This window comes from Curtobacterium sp. MCLR17_007, from assembly GCF_003234655.2.
Taxonomy (GTDB): Bacteria; Actinomycetota; Actinomycetes; order Actinomycetales; family Microbacteriaceae; genus Curtobacterium.
Genome location: NZ_CP126271.1, coordinates 3,281,748 through 3,299,823 on the forward strand (window position 1 = coordinate 3,281,748; position 18,076 = coordinate 3,299,823).

18 protein-coding genes and 1 tRNA gene are annotated in these 18,076 nt (G+C 71.4%); 7 read left to right on the forward strand and 12 right to left on the reverse strand.

Going from position 1 to position 18,076, the window contains the following annotated elements:
* Positions 1 to 64: 64 nt before the first annotated feature.
* Together DEJ13_RS15505 and DEJ13_RS15510 are read right to left on the reverse strand one after the other, a co-directional pair.
* On the reverse strand, positions 65 to 1,147 hold the full coding sequence (locus DEJ13_RS15505) for a DUF2332 family protein (RefSeq protein ID WP_111106407.1): 1,083 nt from the start codon (positions 1,145 to 1,147) through the stop codon (positions 65 to 67).
* Positions 1,144 to 1,620, reverse strand: coding sequence for a GNAT family N-acetyltransferase (locus DEJ13_RS15510; protein ID WP_181436969.1), 477 nt, complete (start codon positions 1,618 to 1,620; stop codon positions 1,144 to 1,146). Before DEJ13_RS15510 ends, DEJ13_RS15505 begins: the two co-directional genes overlap by 4 nt.
* 55 nt (positions 1,621 to 1,675) lie before the next feature.
* Here DEJ13_RS15510 and msrB point away from each other — a divergent pair, with 55 nt between their 5' ends.
* Positions 1,676 to 2,086 carry a peptide-methionine (R)-S-oxide reductase MsrB gene (msrB, locus tag DEJ13_RS15515; protein ID WP_111106405.1) on the forward strand — a complete coding sequence of 137 codons (411 nt, stop codon included), beginning with the start codon at positions 1,676 to 1,678 and terminating at the stop codon, positions 2,084 to 2,086.
* 42 nt (positions 2,087 to 2,128) lie between these two features.
* Positions 2,129 to 2,204 (forward strand) — tRNA-Thr (locus tag DEJ13_RS15520).
* Positions 2,205 to 2,383: 179 nt separating this feature from the next.
* Here DEJ13_RS15520 and DEJ13_RS15525 read toward each other — a convergent pair.
* Positions 2,384 to 3,415, reverse strand: coding sequence for an aldo/keto reductase (locus DEJ13_RS15525; protein ID WP_111106404.1), 1,032 nt, complete (start codon positions 3,413 to 3,415; stop codon positions 2,384 to 2,386).
* 54 nt (positions 3,416 to 3,469) lie between these two features.
* Positions 3,470 to 4,255 carry an alpha/beta fold hydrolase gene (locus DEJ13_RS15530; RefSeq protein ID WP_111106403.1) on the reverse strand — a complete coding sequence of 262 codons (786 nt, stop codon included), beginning with the start codon at positions 4,253 to 4,255 and terminating at the stop codon, positions 3,470 to 3,472.
* Between the two features lie 33 nt (positions 4,256 to 4,288).
* Between DEJ13_RS15530 and DEJ13_RS15535 the strand changes: the two genes are divergently transcribed.
* On the forward strand, positions 4,289 to 4,981 hold the full coding sequence (locus tag DEJ13_RS15535; RefSeq protein WP_111106402.1) for an NAD(P)H-hydrate epimerase: 693 nt from the start codon (positions 4,289 to 4,291) through the stop codon (positions 4,979 to 4,981).
* A 24-nt stretch (positions 4,982 to 5,005) separates the two neighbouring features.
* On the opposite strand, the gene DEJ13_RS15540 is transcribed toward DEJ13_RS15535, so the two are convergent.
* Positions 5,006 to 5,947: a 2-deoxy-5-keto-D-gluconate 6-phosphate aldolase domain-containing protein gene (locus tag DEJ13_RS15540; RefSeq protein WP_111106401.1), complete on the reverse strand. Its 942-nt coding sequence runs from the start codon at positions 5,945 to 5,947 to the stop codon at positions 5,006 to 5,008.
* A gap of 58 nt (positions 5,948 to 6,005) precedes the next feature.
* On the opposite strand from DEJ13_RS15540, the gene ypfJ reads away from it, so the two are divergent.
* Positions 6,006 to 6,899, forward strand: coding sequence for a KPN_02809 family neutral zinc metallopeptidase (gene ypfJ / locus DEJ13_RS15545; RefSeq protein WP_111106400.1), 894 nt, complete (start codon positions 6,006 to 6,008; stop codon positions 6,897 to 6,899).
* A 178-nt stretch (positions 6,900 to 7,077) separates the two neighbouring features.
* On the opposite strand, the gene DEJ13_RS15550 is transcribed toward ypfJ, so the two are convergent.
* Positions 7,078 to 8,022: a DsbA family protein gene (locus DEJ13_RS15550; protein ID WP_111106399.1), complete on the reverse strand. Its 945-nt coding sequence runs from the start codon at positions 8,020 to 8,022 to the stop codon at positions 7,078 to 7,080.
* 279 nt (positions 8,023 to 8,301) lie between these two features.
* On the opposite strand from DEJ13_RS15550, the gene DEJ13_RS15555 reads away from it, so the two are divergent.
* Positions 8,302 to 9,402 carry an ABC transporter ATP-binding protein gene (locus DEJ13_RS15555; RefSeq protein ID WP_111106398.1) on the forward strand — a complete coding sequence of 367 codons (1,101 nt, stop codon included), beginning with the start codon at positions 8,302 to 8,304 and terminating at the stop codon, positions 9,400 to 9,402.
* 139 nt (positions 9,403 to 9,541) lie between these two features.
* Positions 9,542 to 10,861 (forward strand): DUF4032 domain-containing protein, encoded by a 1,320-nt coding sequence (locus tag DEJ13_RS15560; protein ID WP_111106397.1) that lies wholly within the window; start codon positions 9,542 to 9,544, stop codon positions 10,859 to 10,861.
* A gap of 215 nt (positions 10,862 to 11,076) precedes the next feature.
* Here the strand turns inward: DEJ13_RS15560 and rlmB are convergent, their stop codons facing one another.
* From rlmB to DEJ13_RS15580, 4 genes are all read right to left on the reverse strand, one after another.
* Positions 11,077 to 12,087 (reverse strand): 23S rRNA (guanosine(2251)-2'-O)-methyltransferase RlmB, encoded by a 1,011-nt coding sequence (gene rlmB / locus DEJ13_RS15565; protein ID WP_056120504.1) that lies wholly within the window; start codon positions 12,085 to 12,087, stop codon positions 11,077 to 11,079.
* Positions 12,088 to 12,152: 65 nt separating this feature from the next.
* Positions 12,153 to 13,562: a cysteine--tRNA ligase gene (gene cysS / locus DEJ13_RS15570; RefSeq protein WP_111106396.1), complete on the reverse strand. Its 1,410-nt coding sequence runs from the start codon at positions 13,560 to 13,562 to the stop codon at positions 12,153 to 12,155.
* A gap of 101 nt (positions 13,563 to 13,663) precedes the next feature.
* Complete coding sequence (gene ispD, locus DEJ13_RS15575; RefSeq protein WP_258374053.1) at positions 13,664 to 14,863, reverse strand: 2-C-methyl-D-erythritol 4-phosphate cytidylyltransferase; 1,200 nt, start codon at positions 14,861 to 14,863, stop codon at positions 13,664 to 13,666.
* A 7-nt stretch (positions 14,864 to 14,870) separates the two neighbouring features.
* On the reverse strand, positions 14,871 to 15,353 hold the full coding sequence (locus DEJ13_RS15580; RefSeq protein ID WP_017888066.1) for a CarD family transcriptional regulator: 483 nt from the start codon (positions 15,351 to 15,353) through the stop codon (positions 14,871 to 14,873).
* Between the two features lie 165 nt (positions 15,354 to 15,518).
* Between DEJ13_RS15580 and DEJ13_RS15585 the strand changes: the two genes are divergently transcribed.
* Positions 15,519 to 16,097 carry a hypothetical protein gene (locus DEJ13_RS15585; RefSeq protein WP_111106395.1) on the forward strand — a complete coding sequence of 193 codons (579 nt, stop codon included), beginning with the start codon at positions 15,519 to 15,521 and terminating at the stop codon, positions 16,095 to 16,097.
* A gap of 81 nt (positions 16,098 to 16,178) precedes the next feature.
* Here DEJ13_RS15585 and DEJ13_RS15590 read toward each other — a convergent pair whose 3' ends face one another.
* Positions 16,179 to 16,859 carry a response regulator gene (locus DEJ13_RS15590; protein ID WP_056120495.1) on the reverse strand — a complete coding sequence of 227 codons (681 nt, stop codon included), beginning with the start codon at positions 16,857 to 16,859 and terminating at the stop codon, positions 16,179 to 16,181.
* Complete coding sequence (locus DEJ13_RS15595) at positions 16,856 to 18,022, reverse strand: sensor histidine kinase (protein WP_056120492.1); 1,167 nt, start codon at positions 18,020 to 18,022, stop codon at positions 16,856 to 16,858. The genes DEJ13_RS15590 and DEJ13_RS15595 overlap by 4 nt, the downstream gene beginning before the upstream one ends.
* Between the last annotated feature and the right edge of the window lie 54 nt (positions 18,023 to 18,076).

Below are 18,076 nucleotides of genomic sequence, written 5' to 3' on the forward strand. Positions count from 1 at the left end.
GGGGTCTGGTGGATGCCGACCCTGGCATGGCCCTGGACTGTCGCGGAATCGCCCTCGCGGGCTCTCAGACCCGGCGGAGCCACCGGATGACGGTGCCGAACGCGTCCGACACGGCGATGGCCCGCCCGTCGAGCGAGAGCGTCGCGAAGGCGTCGGGGTCGGCGGGGTCGACGTCGTCGGGCAGCGTGCTCGCGACACCGGTCAGGATGCCGGTTCGCTCGAGCGCGATCCACCGGAGTCCACGCTCGCGGATCCGGTCGACGACCTGCTGCCGGGCGGCTCCCGGCACGTAGACGAGCGTGCCGGTGGTCAGGACGACGGGCTCGCAGCCGGCCGGCAGCGCGTCGACCGCGCGGTCCAGGTCGTCCGGCACACGGCCGGTGACCCGGACGGGAGGCACGGTGCGCGTCGCCGACATCGCCGCGCGCATCTGGGCGATCCGGTCCAGGGCCTCCGGCGGCACCGCCCGCGACAGCCGGTCGAGTGCGTCGGGCGCCGCCGGGTCGATGGGGTGCGGGTCGAGGGCGACCCGCGCCACGACGCGAATCGGCCTCGTGGCCGGCGCCGGCAGCACTCCCGAGGCGTCGGCGACCAGGTGGATCGACGGGTCCGCGGGCGCGGTGTGCATCCGCACGGTGCGGTGTCGCACTCCCTGACGGACATCGCGCCCCCGCGCACCGGGGTGCGACGTCGGGACGGAGGTGCGATCCGGATCGGTGTCCGGAGCGCCGTCCGCTGCGACGCGGTAGTCGAGCGTCACCCGGTCCGGGATCGAGCACAGCCCCGCGGACGCCCCGACGTCCACGAGTCCGAGCGGCCGGTCGACCGACTCGGCGAGCGCCGCGAGCAGCGGGACGACGGGACCGAGCCGCCGCGGGTCGTTGGCCTGCACCGTCGCGGTGGTGAGGGCCGTGACCAGGGCGGGGCGGGCCTCCTGTCCGAGTGCGCGGAGCGCGCCCGGGTCCGACGGGTCCGCACCCAGGCTGCGCGCGACCGCGAAGAGCAGTTCAGGCTGCCGCTGCGTCGCCGGGACCCGGTCGAGGAGCGCGACGAGGTCGTCGTCGAGCGACCGGGCCCAGGCCGCGTAGGACGGGGACACGGTGGCGATGCGGTCGGCGTAGGACGCGTAGCGCTCCCGCGTGCTCACGCGCTCGCCGCGCGGTACATCCCGACGTGCCGGATGCCGGCCTCGACGTAGGGCTCGTCGAACCGGACGAAGCCGTGTCGCTCGTACAGTGCGGCGACGTACTCCTGGGCGTGCAGGACGACCGGTTCGTGCCCGTGCTCCCCCAGCACCGCGTCGACCAGGCGACTGGCGATGCCGACGCCGCGGTGCTCCGGGTGCGTGGCGACCCGCCCGACCACCCAGGCCGGTGGGACGCTGTCGGCGGGGTGCCGCTCGTCGGTCGCTGGCCGGATCAGTCGCAGGTACCCGACCGCTTCGGTGTCGGTTCCGAACCACCAGTGCTCGGTGTCCACCGCGCGGTCGCGGCCGTCGAAGTCCTCGTCCGTGACGCGTTGTTCGAGCGCGAACACCCGATTCCGCAGCCGGACGATGCCGTACAGTTCGTCCGTCGTCAGGCGGGGCCATCGAGTGCGGTGCACGGAATGCTCGGACATCCGGGCGAGTTTACTGAAGTGGTCGAAGAACCCCGACCGGAAGCAGGAGGAACCCATGGCATACAACGTCGAGAAGAGCGACGCCGAGTGGCGCGAGGAACTCTCCCCCGAGCAGTACGCCGTCCTCCGGCAGGCCGGCACCGAGCGGCCCTGGACCGGTCAGCTGCTGGACGAGGAACGTGCCGGCATCTACACCTGTGCGGCGTGCGGTGCAGAGCTGTTCAAGAGCGGCACGAAGTTCGACTCGGGCTGCGGCTGGCCGTCGTTCTACGAGTCGGTCGACCCCCAGGCCGTCACGCTCATCGAGGACAAGTCGATGGGCATGGTCCGCACCGAGGTCCGCTGCGCGAACTGCGGGTCGCACCTGGGGCACGTGTTCCCCGACGGCTTCGGCACCCCCACCGGCGACCGCTACTGCATGAACTCGCTGTCGCTGAACTTCTCCGAGAAGTCCGCGGCCGAATAGCACGCGAGCCAGGGCCCGCGCATCGGTAGGATGAGCGGGTCAGCCAGCATGGCGCAATTGGTAGCGCACCGTACTTGTAATACGGGGGTTGCGGGTTCAAGTCCCGCTGCTGGCCCCAGCAGAGCGAGAGCCCCGAGCGACAGTGTCGCTCGGGGCTCTCGGCGCAGGTGGAACACGGATCAGGAGTGTTCCTGGCGCTCAGCACGGTAACCAGCCGGCCGTACCGGAAGGATGACACCGTGCGGAGGGGCTCGTCCAGGCTTCCTGACCGACCTCGCGGCTTCCCGCAAGGAATGTTCAGCGTCCGCCCTGGATCTTGCGCTCCCGCTGCGCGACACCGGCGGTGCCGTAGGGGTAGTCGTCGATCCGCGGCGCGCTGGCGTCGGTGAGCGACCGCAGCTCGTCGTCGGTCAGGACGAGGTCCGCGGCGCCGAGGTTGTCCTGCAGCTGCGACACCGTCCGGGCGCCGAGGATGACGCTCGTGACGGCCGGGCGTGCGAGCAGCCATGCGAGGGCGACCTGCGACTTCGAGGCACCGTGTGCGTCGGCAGCGGCGGAGACCGCGTCGAGGACCTGCCACGTGCGCTCGTCGCCGTTGCGGGCCTCCCACGCCTCCATGCCGCGCTCCGGGTTCTCGCCGAGCCGCGTCGAGCCGGTGGGGGCCTCGTCGCGCTGGTACTTGCCGGACAGCCAGCCGCCGGCCAGGGGCGACCAGGGGAGCATGCCGATGCCCGCGTCGAGGCACGCGGGGACGACCTCGTGCTCGATGTCGCGCACGAGCAGGTTGTACTGGGGCTGCAGGGTCACGGGCGGGGCCCAGCCGTGCGCCTTCGCCTCGTAGACCGCCTTGGTGATCTGGTACCCGAGGTAGTTCGAGAACCCGTAGGTGCCGATCTTGCCCGCGGCGACGGCGTCGTCGAGGAAGCGCAGGGTCTCCTCGATCGGGGTGAGGGCGTCCCACGCGTGCATCTGGTAGAGGTCGATGTGGTCGACGCCGAGCCGCTCGAGCGAGGCGTCGAGTGCCACGCGCAGGTGCCGCCGCGACAGCCCGAGGTCGTTCGGGCCGTCGCCCTGGGGGAACCGGCCCTTCGTCGCGATGACGACCTGCTGGGCTTCGGTGGGGTGGGACGCGAGCCACCGCCCGATGATGCGCTCCGACTCGTTGCCGGAGTACACGTCCGCCGTGTCGACGAGCGTGCCGCCGGCCGCGACGAAGGCGTCGAGCATCTGGTGTGAGGTGGCTTCGTCGGCTTCGCTGCCGAAGGTCATGGTGCCGAGGGTGAGGGAGGACACCGCTGTCCCGCTGTTCCCGAGGAGTCTGTATTCCATGCGGCGGACGCTACGCCTGCGCTCCCCCGAGCCGAGAGGCCCTGGCGGTACCGGTCAGCCCACTTGTCCGAGGAACGCGATCGCCGCTTCGCGGAACGCGCGCGACGTCGGGGCATTGAAGTGGTTGCGACCCGGGATCTCGAAGAACGAGGCGTTCGGCGCCGCCTCGGCCAACCGGACGGCACTGTCGCGGATGCCGTCCTCGCTGCCCGCCGCCATCAGGACCGGCTGCGCGGGGGCGTTCAACGGCGTCGGCTCGACGCTGTCCCGCATGCCCTCGACCATCGCGACCAGGGCCCGCAGGTCATTGCCCTCGACGTTCGCCGCCATCGTCAGGTAGCCCTGCGTCACGCGGTCCTCCACCGGGGTGCCGTCGGTGATGTACGCCCACGCCTGGTCGACCCGGACGCGGCGCATCGGGTCGGCGTCCGGGATCCCGCCGAGGACGGCGCGCGTGATGCGGTCCGGGATGCGCTCGGCCGTGTGCCACCCGACGCGGGCACCGAGCGAGTACCCGAGGAAGGCGACGTCGTCGAGCAGGTAGGTGTCGATGACGGTCGTGACGTCGGCCACCAGCAGGTCCATCGAGTACGCGTCGGGCTCGTGCGGCTTCGACGACGCCCCGTGCCCACGCTGGTCGAGTGCCACCACGCGGTACCCGGCCCGGACCAGGTCGCGGGTCCACCCGGACGCGTGCCAGTTCAGCAGGGCCGCCGAGGCGAACCCGTGCACGGCCACCACCGCGGGTGCGTCGGGGTCGCCGAAGTCGTAGGTGGCGATGCGTCGGCCGTCGGGCGACATGACGGCGCGGGGCTGGGGCGCTGCGGGGACGAGTGACATGACCTCTCAGGCTAGCGGGGCACTGTGGCGTCCATGGACGGCTACGGCGGCGATCAGGTTCGAGCGGCGGAGCGGCCCCACCTCGACGCGGGCGAACCCCTCATGCGGCGGGCAGCGGACGGGCTCGCGCACATCGTGGGTCGGCTCCTCGACGACCCGGCCGAGCGGCCGGACGACGGGCCGGGGTCGGTCCTGCTGCTGGTGGGCAGCGGCGACAACGGCGGTGACGCGCTGTTCGCGGGTGCCGCCCTGGCATCGGACGGGAGGCACGTGGAGGTGCTGCGCGTCGGCTCACGCGTGCACGAGGCGGGCCTGGCAGCGGCGCTGGGAGCCGGTGCGGTCCTCCTGGAGGGTGCGCCCGAACAGCTGGCGACGGACGCGGCGCTCCGCGCCGACCTGGTGCTCGACGCGGTCCTCGGCATCGGCGTGCACGGCGCGTCCGCGCTCCGTTCCCCGGCCCGCGAGGTCGTCCAGGCGATCCGCGAACTGGCCCGCGACCAGCGCGCACCGTTCGTCGTCGCGGTCGACGTGCCGAGCGGCATCGACGTGGACACCGGGGCCGTGGCGGACGACCACGTGCTGCAGGCCGACGTCACCGTGACGTTCGGCGGGGTGAAGGCCGGGCTGCTGCGCGGCCCCGGTGCCACCCTGGCCGGTCGGATCGAACTGGTCGACGTCGGGATCGCGGACGACCTGGCCGCGACCGAGCCCCTCATCCGGACCTGAACCGGTCGGCCCGTGCCCCGCGGGTCAGATCCCGCCGGCGTCCACACCGTGCTCGACCCCGCCGCGGGCCTCGAGCCAGGTGTCGACGAAGTGCCGGTAGTTCGCGGCGATGAGGTCCTGGGCAGCCGTGGTGTCGAGGTGCTCGCGGACGACGTCCTCGAGCGGTTCCTCCCAGTTGCTGCGGCCGATCGCGAACCCGACGAAGCCGTCGACCGACGCCGCGGTGCGCAGCCACGCGTCGAGCTGGTCCTGCGGGGCGTCGCGACCGAGGACGATGCACTGCACGGCGTCCCGGCCGTCGCGACGCGCGGTGGCGACGACACGCTCGGCGTCCTCGCGTCGGTCGAGCCCCTCGAGCTTCCAGACGTCGGCCTCGACCCCGTGGTCCTGCAGGTACTCGAGCACCTGAACGACCAGGTCCGGGCGCAGGTCGCGGTCGTAGTCGTCGACGGAGGCCGTCTGCTCGTCGGTGCCGGGGACCAGGAGCTCCACCAGGAACGGCCGACCGGCGTCGTGCAGGGCAGCGGACACGGCGGCCAGGTCGTCGGCCTGCTGCGCACGACGGTCGGCGTCGAACGCGGGGTTGTCGCGGACGAGCACCTTCACCCAGTCCGGGTCGAAGGCGTCGACGTGGGCCATCCAGTCGGCGCCGTACTCGAGCTCGAACCACTCGCGACCGGAGCGCTCGACGGGCATGGCGAGCTGCAGCCCGGCCTCCTTCGTGAGCCGGGCGACGTCCGCGCCGTAGCGCTCGTCGACCAGCACCCCGGTGTGCTCGCGGGACGCGCCGGCGGCCAGTGCCGACAGCACCCCGCGGTAGACGAGCTGCTTGCCCGCGCGGACGCGCTCCGCCTCGGCCTCGTCCGCGGGTTCGCCGCCGGACTCGTCGTAGGTGTGCTCCAGCAGCGACGACCGCTGGTCCATCGCGAACAGGAAGAGGGGGTGGGATTCGTCGAGAACGGGCATGCCCCGTGTCTACTCGCGCCCCCGTGCACGCGGGCTCGGCGATCCGTACCCTCGGGGCATGACGTTCAACGACGACTCGCAGCTGCAGGGCGGCAAGGTCAAGCGGCGCGGACGGACCACCGGCATCGCTGCGGGTGGTGTGGGCGGCGTGGCGATCCTGGTGTTCCTGATCGCGCAGTTCACCGGCGTCGACCTGAGCGGCGTCCTCGGCGACGGCAGCGGCGTCACCACGATCCAGCAGGACGGCTCCGACGCGTCGCCCGTCGCCGAGTGCCGCACGGGTCGTGACGCGAACGCCAGCATCGACTGCCGCATGGAGGGTGCCGCCGAGTCGCTCGACACCTACTGGACGTCCGAGAGCCGGCAGCTCGGGATCACCTACTCGACGCCCGACTTCTTCCTGTTCGACGGGTCGACGGACACCGCGTGCGGGACGGCCTCGGCGTCGACGGGGCCGTTCTACTGCCCGCCCGACCGCGCGATCTACCTCGACACCGCCTTCTACGACGACCTGCAGGCGGAGTACGGGTCATCCGGCGGGCCGCTGGCGCAGATGTACGTCGTCGCGCACGAGTGGGGGCACCACGTGCAGCAGCTCCAGGGCACCTTCGCCGACACCGACCGCAGCGGCTCCGGCGCCGCGTCCGACAGCGTCCGCGTCGAGCTGCAGGCGGACTGCTACGCCGGCGCCTGGGCGGGGGACGCCGCCACCACGCAGTCGGCGAACGGCACGACGTTCTTCGAGCCGTTCACGCGGGCGCAGATCGCGGACGCGCTGTCGGCCGCGAGCGCGGTCGGTGACGACAGCATCCAGCAGCGCTCGCGAGGACAGGTCGACCCCGACTCGTTCACCCACGGCACGAGCGCGCAGCGGGTGCGCTGGTTCACGCAGGGCTACGAGCAGGGTGCCGGCACCTGCGACACACTCAGCGTGCCCGCGTCCTCGCTGTAGCGCGGCGGCGCCGCCCCTCGTGCACAGCTCCCCGCACTGCGCGACCCCTCCTCGCGCTGCGCGAGTGGTCGCAACACCCCGCTCACGTCCCGCGAGCGGTCGCAGACCGTCGACCGGATCGGCGCGCAGCGACGACCTGTGACCACTCGCCGTCAAGCCGGCGGGGTGTCGTGACCGGTCAGGACGCCGACGCCGAGGCCGACGGTGACGCGGTCGGGGTCCGGGTGCGGGTCGGGGTCGGCGTGGGTGTCGCTGTCTCGTCGTCGGCACCCGCGGCGGTGATCACGAACGTGCGGAACTCCTCGTTGGTGAACGGCTGGGAGTACTCGTACCGCTGCCCGTTGACCAGCACCAGGGGCACTCCGGGGAACTCCGTCAGCGTCGTGCCGGGGACGTCGCCGCCCGTGACGGCCGAGGTGCGCTCGTCGACCCACTTGCCGTAGCGCTGGTCGTCGATGCACGCGTTGATGGTGCCGGTGTCGCGCACGCCGTCGACCCGGTCGATCGTCCGCTGCAGCTGCGCGTCGGTGAGCCCGGCGGTCCCCTGCTCCGGCTGCGCCGCGAAGAGCGCGCGGTTGACGGCCCAGAACGCGTCGGGCGACGACTGCGCGACGCACGCAGCGGCGTTGGCGGCACGCAGGGAGTACTTCGTGCCCTGCGAGCGGTTCGACAGCGTCGCGACGGGGTGGATGTCGACCGTGGCGACACCCGAGTCGACGAGGCCCTCGATGTAGGTGCGGTTCGTCTTCTCGAACGCGGCGCACTCCGGGCAGAGGTAGTCGACGTACATCGTGATCCGGACGGGCTCGGCCGAGTCGGTCGAACTCGCCGAGGGCGACGACGACGCGGCGCCGGACACGGCCTTCAGGTCCTGCCCGATGGTGATGCCGCCGCGGGACATCGAGGACGGCCCCGGCCCGGCGGGCTTGGTCGAGTCGACGAGCACCAGCGTCACGACGGTCACCGCGGCGAGCAGCACGACTCCGAGTCCCACCTGGAGACCGATGCGGACACCCCGCTGGCGACGCTTCTGCTGGACACGGGCTCGCTGGGCACGCTCGCGGGCGGCTGCTCGGCGCTGGTTCCGCTCGGCGCGGGCATCACCCTCGGGGCGGTTCGTCATTCGTGGGTCGTCCTCCTGATCGGGGTCCGACCGCGCTCACCCCCCGGCACGGCGGACAGACCCGGTCGATCGTAGTGGCGGGCTCTGGGAACCACCCAATCAGCACTGGGAGTGCGCCGACCGTGCGGCATCCTTGCGGTCGGGACACTGGCGCTCACCGGGGAAGTCGTGTTGTATGAACCTCGTTGGTCGACGACGACCAACCGGGGCCCCTTGGGCGCACCGCTTCACTCGGATCGTCCGGCACGTACCTGCCGGTGGAGAAAGGACCGAACGCTCATGGCGTCCGTCACCTATGACAAGGCAACCCGTCTGTACCCCGGAGGCAACCGCCCCGCGGTCGACTCCCTCGACCTGGACGTCGCCGACGGCGAGTTCCTCGTCCTCGTCGGCCCGTCGGGCTGTGGCAAGTCCACCTCGCTCCGCATGCTCGCAGGGCTCGAGGAAGTGAACTCCGGCGCGATCCGCATCGGCGACCGCGACGTCACCGACGTCCCGCCGAAGGACCGCGACATCGCGATGGTGTTCCAGAACTACGCGCTGTACCCGCACATGACCGTCGCCGAGAACATGGGCTTCGCGCTCAAGATCGCCGGCGTCGGCAAGGAAGAGCGCGCCACCCGCGTACAGGAAGCCGCCAAGCTCCTCGACCTCGAGCAGTACCTCGGCCGCAAGCCGAAGGCGCTCTCCGGTGGTCAGCGACAGCGCGTCGCGATGGGCCGTGCGATCGTCCGTCAGCCGCAGGTGTTCCTCATGGACGAGCCGCTGTCGAACCTCGACGCCAAGCTCCGCGTCCAGACCCGTACGCAGATCGCCTCGCTGCAGCGTCGCCTCGGCGTCACCACGGTCTACGTCACGCACGACCAGACCGAGGCACTGACCATGGGCGACCGCATCGCGGTGCTCAAGGACGGCATCCTGCAGCAGGTCGGCACCCCGCGCGACCTGTACGAGAAGCCGAACAACGTGTTCGTCGCCGGCTTCATCGGCTCCCCCGCGATGAACCTGCTGCCGGCCTCGGTGCTCGAGGGCGGCATCAGCTTCGGTTCGCTCAACCACCCGGTCGACCGCGAGACGCTCGGCAACGCGCGCTCCGGCTCGGTCACCGTGGGTGTGCGCCCCGAGGACATCATCGTGTCGAACTCGGGCGAGGGTCTGCCCGTCACGGTCGACGTCGTCGAAGAGCTCGGCGCCGACGGCTACCTGTACGGTCACGCCGACGTGAACGGCACCCGCACCGACATCGTCACCCGTGTCGACGGCCGCAACCACCCCTCGATCGGCGACACCATCGTCGTGAGCCCCAAGCAGGGCCACGTGCACGTGTTCGACTCCGAGTCGGGCGAGCGCCTCGACGACAAGGCCGTCGTCAGCGCCTGACACCCAGCACCACCCGGGAGCCCGCGCCCGCCTCACAAGGGCGGGTGGCGGGCTCCCGTCGTACCACCCACCGGACGGGAGGTCCGTGGCGACGCCGCCACGTGCCTCCCGTCTTGCACACCGCACCACAGGAGCTACCGTGCCCGACTCCCTCGCCATCACCGCCGCCACCGTCGACCCCGGGTTGCTCGACCTGCCGTGGGACCTGCCCCTCGATGCATGGCCCGACGAGACGATCGTCGCGCTGCCGAAGGGCATCTCGCGGCACCTGGTGCGGTTCGTGCACCTGAGCGGGTACGTCGCCGCCGTGAAGGAGACCGGCGAAGAGGTGGCCCGCAGCGAGTACGACATGCTCCGCACGCTGCAACGCATGGACGTGCCCTGCGTCGACCCGGTCGCGGTCATCACGAACCGGCAGTCCGCCGACGGCGAACCCCTGCACCCGGTGCTCGTCACCCGGCACCTGCGCTTCTCGCTCCCCTACCGCGCGCTCTACTCGCAGACGCTGCGCCCGGACACCGCCACCCGTCTGGTGGACGCCCTCGCGCTGCTGCTCGTACGCCTGCACGTCATCGGCTTCTACTGGGGTGACGTGTCGCTGTCGAACACCCTGTTCCGCCGCGATGCCGGCTCGTTCGCCGCCTACCTCGTCGACGCCGAGACGGGCAAGCTCTACCCCGGTGGCCTGTCGAACGGGCAGCGCGAGAACGACCTCGAGGTCGCGCGCGTCAACATCGCCGGCGAGCTCCTCGACCTCGAAGCGGGCGGCCGCCTGGACGAGAACGCCGACCCGGTCGACGTGTCGAACCGCATCGTCGCGCAGTACCGCACGCTGTGGAAGGAGCTCACCGGCACCGAACAGTTCGACGTCAAGGAGCGCTGGCGCATCAACGACCGCGTCGAGCGGCTCAACGCGCTGGGCTTCGACATCGAGGAGCTCTCGATCCACACCACGGAGGGCGGCTCGCAGGTCCGCATCCAGCCCAAGGTGGTCGACGCCGGACACCACCAGCGCCGACTGCTGCGCCTGACCGGCCTGGACGCCGGCGAGAACCAGGCGCGCCGCCTGCTCAACGACCTGGACTCGTACCGCGCGCGGAACGGCCGCGACCAGCTCGACGAGGAGATGGTCGCGCACGAGTGGGTCTCCCGCGTCTTCGAGCCCGTGATCCGGTCGATCCCGCGCGACCTGCGCGGACGGCTCGAGCCCGCCGAGGTCTTCCACGAGCTCCTCGAGCACCGCTGGTTCATGTCGCAGGAAGAGGAGCGCTCGGTCTCGCTCCCCGAGGCGACCACCGCGTACATCAACGACGTGCTGCGGCACCGTCGCGACGAGCGGCTGCTGATCAACCCGCCGACGTCGTCCATCACCGTGCCCATCCCGGTCGTCGACGTCGACGTCGACGCCGACGCCGACGTGGACGTCGACGAGGACGAGGACTGGCGCGCGAACGTCTGAGGCGCGCTGCGGTACGGCCCCGAACCCGCGAGGTTCCACAATTGCGGAACCTCGAGGCCGTGGACGGAGCAGTCCGGGCACCCGACCGGAAGTGAGCGGCGAGTCTCGTCACCTCGTGTGCAGGCCGGCCAGCGTCGCACACGCAACGCACTGGAGGCCCGGTGCCGGTCCGTCGGACCAGCACCGGGCCTCCGGTGCGTTGCGTCTGGTGCGCGCTACGCCGTACGACGGCGGCGCGCGACCTCCCACAGGGTCACGCTGGCCGCGATGCCCGCGTTGAGCGACTCGGTCGCCGACGAGATCGGGATCGACACGATGGCGTCACAGGTCTCGGTGACCAGTCGGGACAGGCCCTTGCCCTCGGAGCCGACGACGATCACGATCGGGCGGTCGGCGAGCTCGAGTGCGTCGAGCTGCACGTCGCCGTCACCGTCGAGCCCGAGCACGAACAGCCCCATCGACTTGAGCGACTTCAGGGTCTGCGTCAGGTTCGGCGCCATGGCGACGGGCGTGCGAGCGGCCGCACCGGCGGAGGTCTTCCACGCCGAGGCGGTGACCCCGACCGAGCGGCGCTGCGGCACGATCACGCCGTGCCCGCCGAACGCCGCGGTGGAGCGGATGATCGCACCGAGGTTGCGCGGGTCCGTGATGCCGTCGAGGGCGACCATCAGGGGGACCTGGTCGCGGGAGAACGCGCGCTCGGCGATGTCCTCGGCGACGGCGTACTCGTACGCGGGGACCTTGAGTGCGACCCCCTGGTGCACGCTGTCGTGGCCCGTGATGCGGTCGAGCTCCGGCCGCATGATCTCCATGATCGGCACACCGCGGTGGTTGGCGAGCGCCAGGATCTCCTTGACGCGGTCGTCGACCTCGATGCGGGCGGCGATGTACAGCGTCGTCGAGGGGGTCTTGGTGCGCAGCGCCTCGAGCACGGAGTTGCGCCCGGTCACCAGCTCGGAGTCGTCGCTCTTGCGCTGCGGCGGACGGCCCGTGCGGTTGCCCGTCGAGCTCGAGGCACCGTGGCGCGTGCGCGCCGCGTCGAAGCGTTCCTTGGCCGCCTTGCGCTTGCCGGCGGGGTGGTAGGGCCGGTCCTCGGCCTTCGGCGTGGGCTTGCGCCCCTCGAGCGCCTGGGCACCCTGACCGCCGGAGCCGACCTGCTTGTTGCCCTTGCGCCCGGAACGGACGGCGCCGGGTCGGCCCTTCTTGTTCCCCGAGATGTTCTTCATGGTGTGCTCCTTCGGCGCCGCCTGCGCGACTTCAGTGCCGCGCGTTCTGCGGCGGTGCGTCGCTGCTAGGCGATGCTCCAACGTGTTCCGGACGGGGTGTCCTCGATCGTGATGCCCGCTGCGGCGAGGTCGTCGCGCACGCGGTCGGCCGTGGCGAAGTCCCGTGCGGCCCTGGCGTCCGACCGCTCCTGGACGAGGCGGTCGACGAGCGCGGCGAGCGGTGCGGCGGAGGGGTCCTGACCGGCACCGGACCAGTGGGACGCCCGCGGGTCGATGCCGAGCACCTCCACCATCGCGGCCACCTGATGGTACGCGACGCCGAGCGCTTCCGCATCGTCCGCGTCCAGCGCAGCGTTGCCGGTGCGGACGGTCTCGTGCAGGACGGCCAGCGCCTGGGGGACGGCGAGGTCGTCGTCCATGGCCCCAGCGAAGGCGTCGGGAACCCCCGGGGCGTCGGCGAGCGCCACTCCTTCGAGCCGGGTCACCGCCCGGTCGAGGAACCCGGCGATGCGGTCGAGTGCCGCCTCGGCCTCGGCCAGGGAGCCGTCGTGGTGGTCGATCGTCGAGCGGTAGTGAGCGGCGCCGAGGAAGTAGCGCGCGACGACCGGCCGGGCGCTGCCCAGGAAGTCCGCCGCGAAGATCGAGTTGCCGAGCGACTTCGACATCTTCTGCCCGTCGACGTTGACCAGCCCGTTGTGCAGCCAGTACGACGCGAAGGGGTCGCCAGCGGCGGTCGACTGCGCGAGCTCGTTCTCGTGGTGGGGGAACCGCAGGTCGAGTCCGCCGCCGTGGATGTCGAACGCCGGGCCCAGGTACCGCTTGGACATCGCCGAGCACTCGATGTGCCAGCCCGGACGCCCGGCACCCCACGGCGACTCCCACGACGCGGTCGACGGTTCGCCGGCCTTCGCCCCCTTCCACAGCGCGAAGTCGCGGGGGTCGCGCTTGCCCCGCGGGTCGGCGTCGGTCGCCTCGACCATGTCGTCGCGGCGCTGCCGGGTGAGCGCGCCGTAGGCGTCCCAGCTGGCGGTGTCGAAGTAGACGTCGCCCGAGCCGTCGTCGGCCGCGTAGGCGTGCCCGCGTTCGATGAGCGTGGCGATGATGTCCTGCATCTGCGGGATGCTCGCCGTGGCGCGGGGCTCGTACGTCGGGGGCAGGATGCCGAGTGCGGCGTACCCGGCGCTGAACTCGAGCTCGACGCGGTACGCCCGTGCCCACCAGGGCTCGTCCGTGCCGGCGGCCAGGTCCAGCACCTTGTCGTCGATGTCCGTCACGTTGCGGACGAGCGTCACCTGGTAGCCGCGATGGGTGAGCCAGCGCCGCCAGATGTCGTAGACCAGGGCGGAGCGCAGGTGGCCGATGTGCGGGGACGACTGCACGGTCGGACCGCACACGTACATGCTGACGTGTCCGTCGACCAGGGGGACGAGGTCGACGACGTCTGCGGCACGGGAGTCGTAGAGGCGAACGGTCACGCCCCGAGCCTAACCGGCGCACACGCCCGGACTCCGGACCTGTGGAGGAGCGCCGTCAGCTCGGCCGGACCATCGCCGTCAGCTCGGCCGGACCAGCCCCCTCAGCTCGGCCGGACCATCGCCGTCGCGATCGCCGCGAGTCCCTCGCCCCGCCCCGTGAACCCGAGGCCGTCCGTCGTCGTGCCGGACACCGCGACCGGGGCCCCCACGACCGCCGACAGCGCCGCTTCCATCTCGCCGCGCCGGGACCCGATGCGCGGGCGGTTGCCGATGACCTGCACCGTCACGGACGACGGCACCAGCCCCCCGTCCGCCAACGCCCGGACAGCGCCCCGGACGAAGACGTCCCCGGTCGCCCCCGCGAAGGCCGGGTCCGACGTGCCGAAGCGCCCGCCGATGTCGCCGAGGCCCCCGGCGGACAGCAGAGCGTCGCACACCGCGTGTGCGACGGCGTCGCCGTCGCTGTGCCCGGCGAGCCCCCGCTCCCCCGGGAACTCGAGCAGCCCCACACGGCACGGGGCGGTGGCGTCGAACGCGTGCACGTCGACCCCGAGGCCCAGGCGCACGTCGGCGCGGACGTCGCCCGACCGCTCGGTGACGATCGACGTCGCACGCTGCAGGTCCCACGGGGTCGTGATCTTGAACGCGTCGGCGTGCCCGGGGACGAACCGCACGGTGCCGCCCGCGGCCTGGAACACCCCCGCGTCGTCGGTCTCGGACTGCGTCGACGCCGCGTACGCACCCCGGAGGGCGGCGAGTGGGAAGCCCTGCGGTGTCTGCACCCCGACGAGCGAGGAGCGGTCGACCGTGCCCACCACCACGTCGCCCGACACCTGTTTGACGGTGTCGGTCACGGGCAGCGCCGGGACCACCCCGTCGCCGGTCGACTCCACGGTCCGGAATACCAGGTCGAACTGTGCCGCGGGAGTGAGGCAGCGCGCGGCGTCGTGCACGAGCACCGTCTGCACCGACGACGGCAGCGCAGCGAGGCCAGCCTGGACGGACGCGTGCCGGTCGCCACCGCCGGCGACGACCGTCGTGTAGGTCACCGCGGCCCCCGCGACCGACGCGACCAGTGCCCGGCACGCGTCGAGCCGGTCGTCCGGTGCGACCACGACGACGACGGTCGGCTCGGCCATCGCGAACACCGGCGCGAGCGCCCGAGCGAGCATGAGCTGGCCGGCGACGGGGACGAACGCCTTGGCGGTGCCGAGCCCCAGTCGCGTGCCGGACCCCGCCGCAACGACGACGACCCCACGGACCAGGTCGGTCGGTGGGGTCGTCGGGGAACCGGTGCTCAAGTGCCGATCAGGATGCCAGGACCTCGTCGAGGACGGTCGATGCCTTGTCCTCGTCGGTCTTCTCGGCGAGGGCCAGCTCGGAGATCAGGATCTGCCGCGCCTTGGCCAGCATGCGCTTCTCGCCCGCGGAGAGACCGCGGTCCTGGTCGCGGCGCCACAGGTCGCGGACGACCTCGGACACCTTGATGACGTCACCCGACGCGAGCTTCTCGAGGTTCGCCTTGTACCGGCGGGACCAGTTCGTGGGTTCCTCGGTGAAGGGTGCACGCAGGACCTCGAAGACCTTGTCGAGGCCTTCCTTGCCGATGACGTCACGGACGCCGACCAGGTCGACGTTGTCCGCCGGGACCTCGATCGTGAGGTCACCCTGCGTGACGCGCAGCTTCAGGTAGACCTTTTCCTCGCCCTTGATGACTCGGGTCTTGACTTCAGAGATGGTTGCCGCCCCATGATGGGGGTAGACGACGGTTTCGCCGACTTCGAATTGCATGTAAGAAGCTCCGTTCCGCAACACACAGTTTACCACAAGGGGTGTCCGGGTAAGGGGGCCCTGACCGACAAGCCCTCCCGGGTGATCGCTAGGATGGGAGCGCGTCGGACCACACGGCCTGCGCATCGTGATCTTCGGAGGAATCTCTTGCGAGCTCGGGTACTCGTGTCCGTCGCCGTTGCGGCAACCATCGCGCTCGGCGCGACCGGCTGTGAGTTCATGTCGCCGGCGTCCACCGGCGAGATCCGGCAGATCACGGACGGCGTGAACGTCTCGACGGGCAAGATCGACGTGCGCAACGCGCTGCTCATCTCCGACTCGGGCAAGAACGCCCGGTTCGTCGGCACGATCGTCAACACCAGCGCCGACGACATCACACTCACCATCGAGGTCGGCAGCGTCGCACAGACGGTCGAGGTCCCGGCCAACTCGCACGTCGACCCGTCGTCCCCGTCCTCGCAGCGGGCCGAGTCGAGCGTCCAGAGCGGTGCCGAGACGCAGGGCCCGCGTGCCGCGGGCTCGGACGACGTCGTGTTCCGGGGTGCGGACGCGCGGCCCGGGTCGCTCGCCAAGACCTACTTCTCGTACTCCGGTGCCGAGGGCGTCTCCGCCAACGTGCCCGTGCTGACCAGCGCGCTCGAGGAGTACAACACCCTCGCACCGACCCCCACGCCGACCCGGACCTCCGAGCCGAGCGAGACGTCGACCCCGACCGACGACGCCACCGCGACGCCCGCCGGCTAGGCGACAGCAGCACGAGGCGCACCGACAGCAGGCCCGGTGCCGGTCCGACGGACCGGCACCGGGCCTCCCGTGTGTCCGGTCTCAGGCCTCGATCCGGTACCCGAGACCGCGCACGGTCACCAGGACCTCGGGCGCCGACGGGACGCGCTCGATCTTCGAGCGGATGCGCTTGATGTGCACGTCGAGCGTCTTCGTGTCGCCGAAGTAGTCCGACCCCCACACGCGGTCGATGAGCTGCCCACGGGTCAGCACACGACCGGCGTTGCGGAGCAGCAGCTCCAGCAGCTCGAACTCCTTGAGCGGCATCGGCGTCTCGGACCCGTCGACCGACACCGTGTGGCGCTCGACGTCCATCCGGATGCCGCCGACCTGCAGGATGCCGCTGTCCGCGGGGTCGTCCTCGGTGCGACGCCGGAGCACCGCCCGGATGCGTGCCAGGAGCTCGCGGGTCGAGTAGGGCTTGGTCACGTAGTCGTCCGCGCCGAGTTCCAGCCCGACGACGATGTCCACCTCGGAGTCCTTCGCCGTCAGCATGATGATCGGCGCGTTCGACCGGGTGCGGATCTGCCGACACACCTCGGTGCCGGAGAGTCCCGGCAGCATGAGGTCCAGCAGGACGAGGTCCGGGTTCTCGCTGTCGAACTTCGACAGGGCGGTCACGCCGTCCGCAGCGACGGAGGTCTCGTACCCCTCGCGCTGCAGCAGGAACTCCAGGGGCTCGCTCAGGGCCGGCTCGTCGTCGACGATGAGGATCTTGGTCACGATGGCTGCTCTTCCAGTTGCTCTTCGAGTGCTGTTGTCAGTTCGGTGTCCGCCTCGGGCAGGCGGATCGTGAAGGTCGAGCCCTTGCCGGACTGCGACCACACGCGCACGTCGCCACCGTGGTTGCCGACGACGTGCTTCACGATCGCGAGTCCGAGGCCCGTGCCCCCGGTGGCCCGCGAGCGTGCGGGGTCGACGCGGTAGAAGCGTTCGAACACCCGGTCGAGATCGGCCTCGGGGATGCCGACGCCCTGGTCGGTCACCGCGATCTCGACGAACCCCTTGCTGCTCCGGACGCCGACACCGACACGGGTGTTGTCCGGGGAGTACTTGACCGCGTTCGCGATGAGGTTGGACACGGCGACCTGCAGCAACGCCGGGTTGCCCATCACGCGCAGCTTGGACTTCTTCGCCCGGACCAGCTCGATGTCGCGTGCCCGGGCGACGACCTCGTTGGCGTCGATTGCGGCAGACACGACCTTGTCGATGGACATGTCCTCGCTGGACTCGAGCGTGTCGACCGACTGCAGGCGGGAGAGCTCGATGATGTCCTTCGTCAGGGCGCCGAGCCGCTCGGACTCCGTCACGAGCTGCGCCGCGAACTTCCGCACGTGCTGCGGGTCGTCCGCGGCCGCGATGAGGGTCTCGGACAGCAGGCCGATCGCGCCGATCGGTGTCTTGAGCTCGTGCGAGATGTTGGCGACGAAGTCCCGTCGGACCTCGTCGATGCGCCGGCTCTCGGTCAGGTCGTCCGCGGTGACGAGCACGTAGCGGTTGCCGAGCTGCGCCGCGCGGAAGCTCAGGTACCCGACGAGCTCACCGCGTCGCCCGCGCGGGAGCTCCATGTCCTCGGACCCCATCTCGCCGCTGGACCGGACCCGGTCGACCAGGTGACGCAGCTCGTCGTGCACCAGACGCCGCCGCACGACCAGGCCGATCGTGAGCGCCTGGGGCGACGCCGCCACGACGGTGTTCGACGGGTCGACGACCACGGCGGGGTTGTGCATCGTCGCGATGACCGCGGCGACACCGTCCGGCAGGGTGCGCTCGGCGACGTCGGCTGCCCGTGCCGTGCGCTCGGCGGTGATGATGAGCCCGACGACACCCGCGCCGAACACCCCGCCGAGGAGCATCGACAGTGGCACGAGCCACGCGTTGTCCATGTCAGCAAGTGTAGGAGTGGTCACACGCGGTTCCGACACCGTTCACCACCGTTC

Bases quoted from the DNA above. Each gene is read 5' to 3' on its own strand.
- DEJ13_RS15510 (WP_181436969.1), bottom strand. From the start codon at position 1,620: ATGTCCGAGCATTCCGTGCACCGCACTCGATGGCCCCGCCTGACGACG.
- msrB (WP_111106405.1), top strand. From the start codon at position 1,676: ATGGCATACAACGTCGAGAAGAGCGACGCCGAGTGGCGCGAGGAACTC.
- DEJ13_RS15525 (WP_111106404.1), bottom strand. From the start codon at position 3,415: ATGGAATACAGACTCCTCGGGAACAGCGGGACAGCGGTGTCCTCCCTC.
- DEJ13_RS15530 (WP_111106403.1), bottom strand. From the start codon at position 4,255: ATGTCACTCGTCCCCGCAGCGCCCCAGCCCCGCGCCGTCATGTCGCCC.
- DEJ13_RS15535 (WP_111106402.1), top strand. From the start codon at position 4,289: ATGGACGGCTACGGCGGCGATCAGGTTCGAGCGGCGGAGCGGCCCCAC.
- DEJ13_RS15540 (WP_111106401.1), bottom strand. From the start codon at position 5,947: ATGCCCGTTCTCGACGAATCCCACCCCCTCTTCCTGTTCGCGATGGAC.
- ypfJ (WP_111106400.1), top strand. From the start codon at position 6,006: ATGACGTTCAACGACGACTCGCAGCTGCAGGGCGGCAAGGTCAAGCGG.
- DEJ13_RS15550 (WP_111106399.1), bottom strand. From the start codon at position 8,022: ATGACGAACCGCCCCGAGGGTGATGCCCGCGCCGAGCGGAACCAGCGC.
- DEJ13_RS15555 (WP_111106398.1), top strand. From the start codon at position 8,302: ATGGCGTCCGTCACCTATGACAAGGCAACCCGTCTGTACCCCGGAGGC.
- rlmB (WP_056120504.1), bottom strand. From the start codon at position 12,087: ATGAAGAACATCTCGGGGAACAAGAAGGGCCGACCCGGCGCCGTCCGT.
- DEJ13_RS15580 (WP_017888066.1), bottom strand. From the start codon at position 15,353: ATGCAATTCGAAGTCGGCGAAACCGTCGTCTACCCCCATCATGGGGCG.
- DEJ13_RS15595 (WP_056120492.1), bottom strand. From the start codon at position 18,022: ATGGACAACGCGTGGCTCGTGCCACTGTCGATGCTCCTCGGCGGGGTG.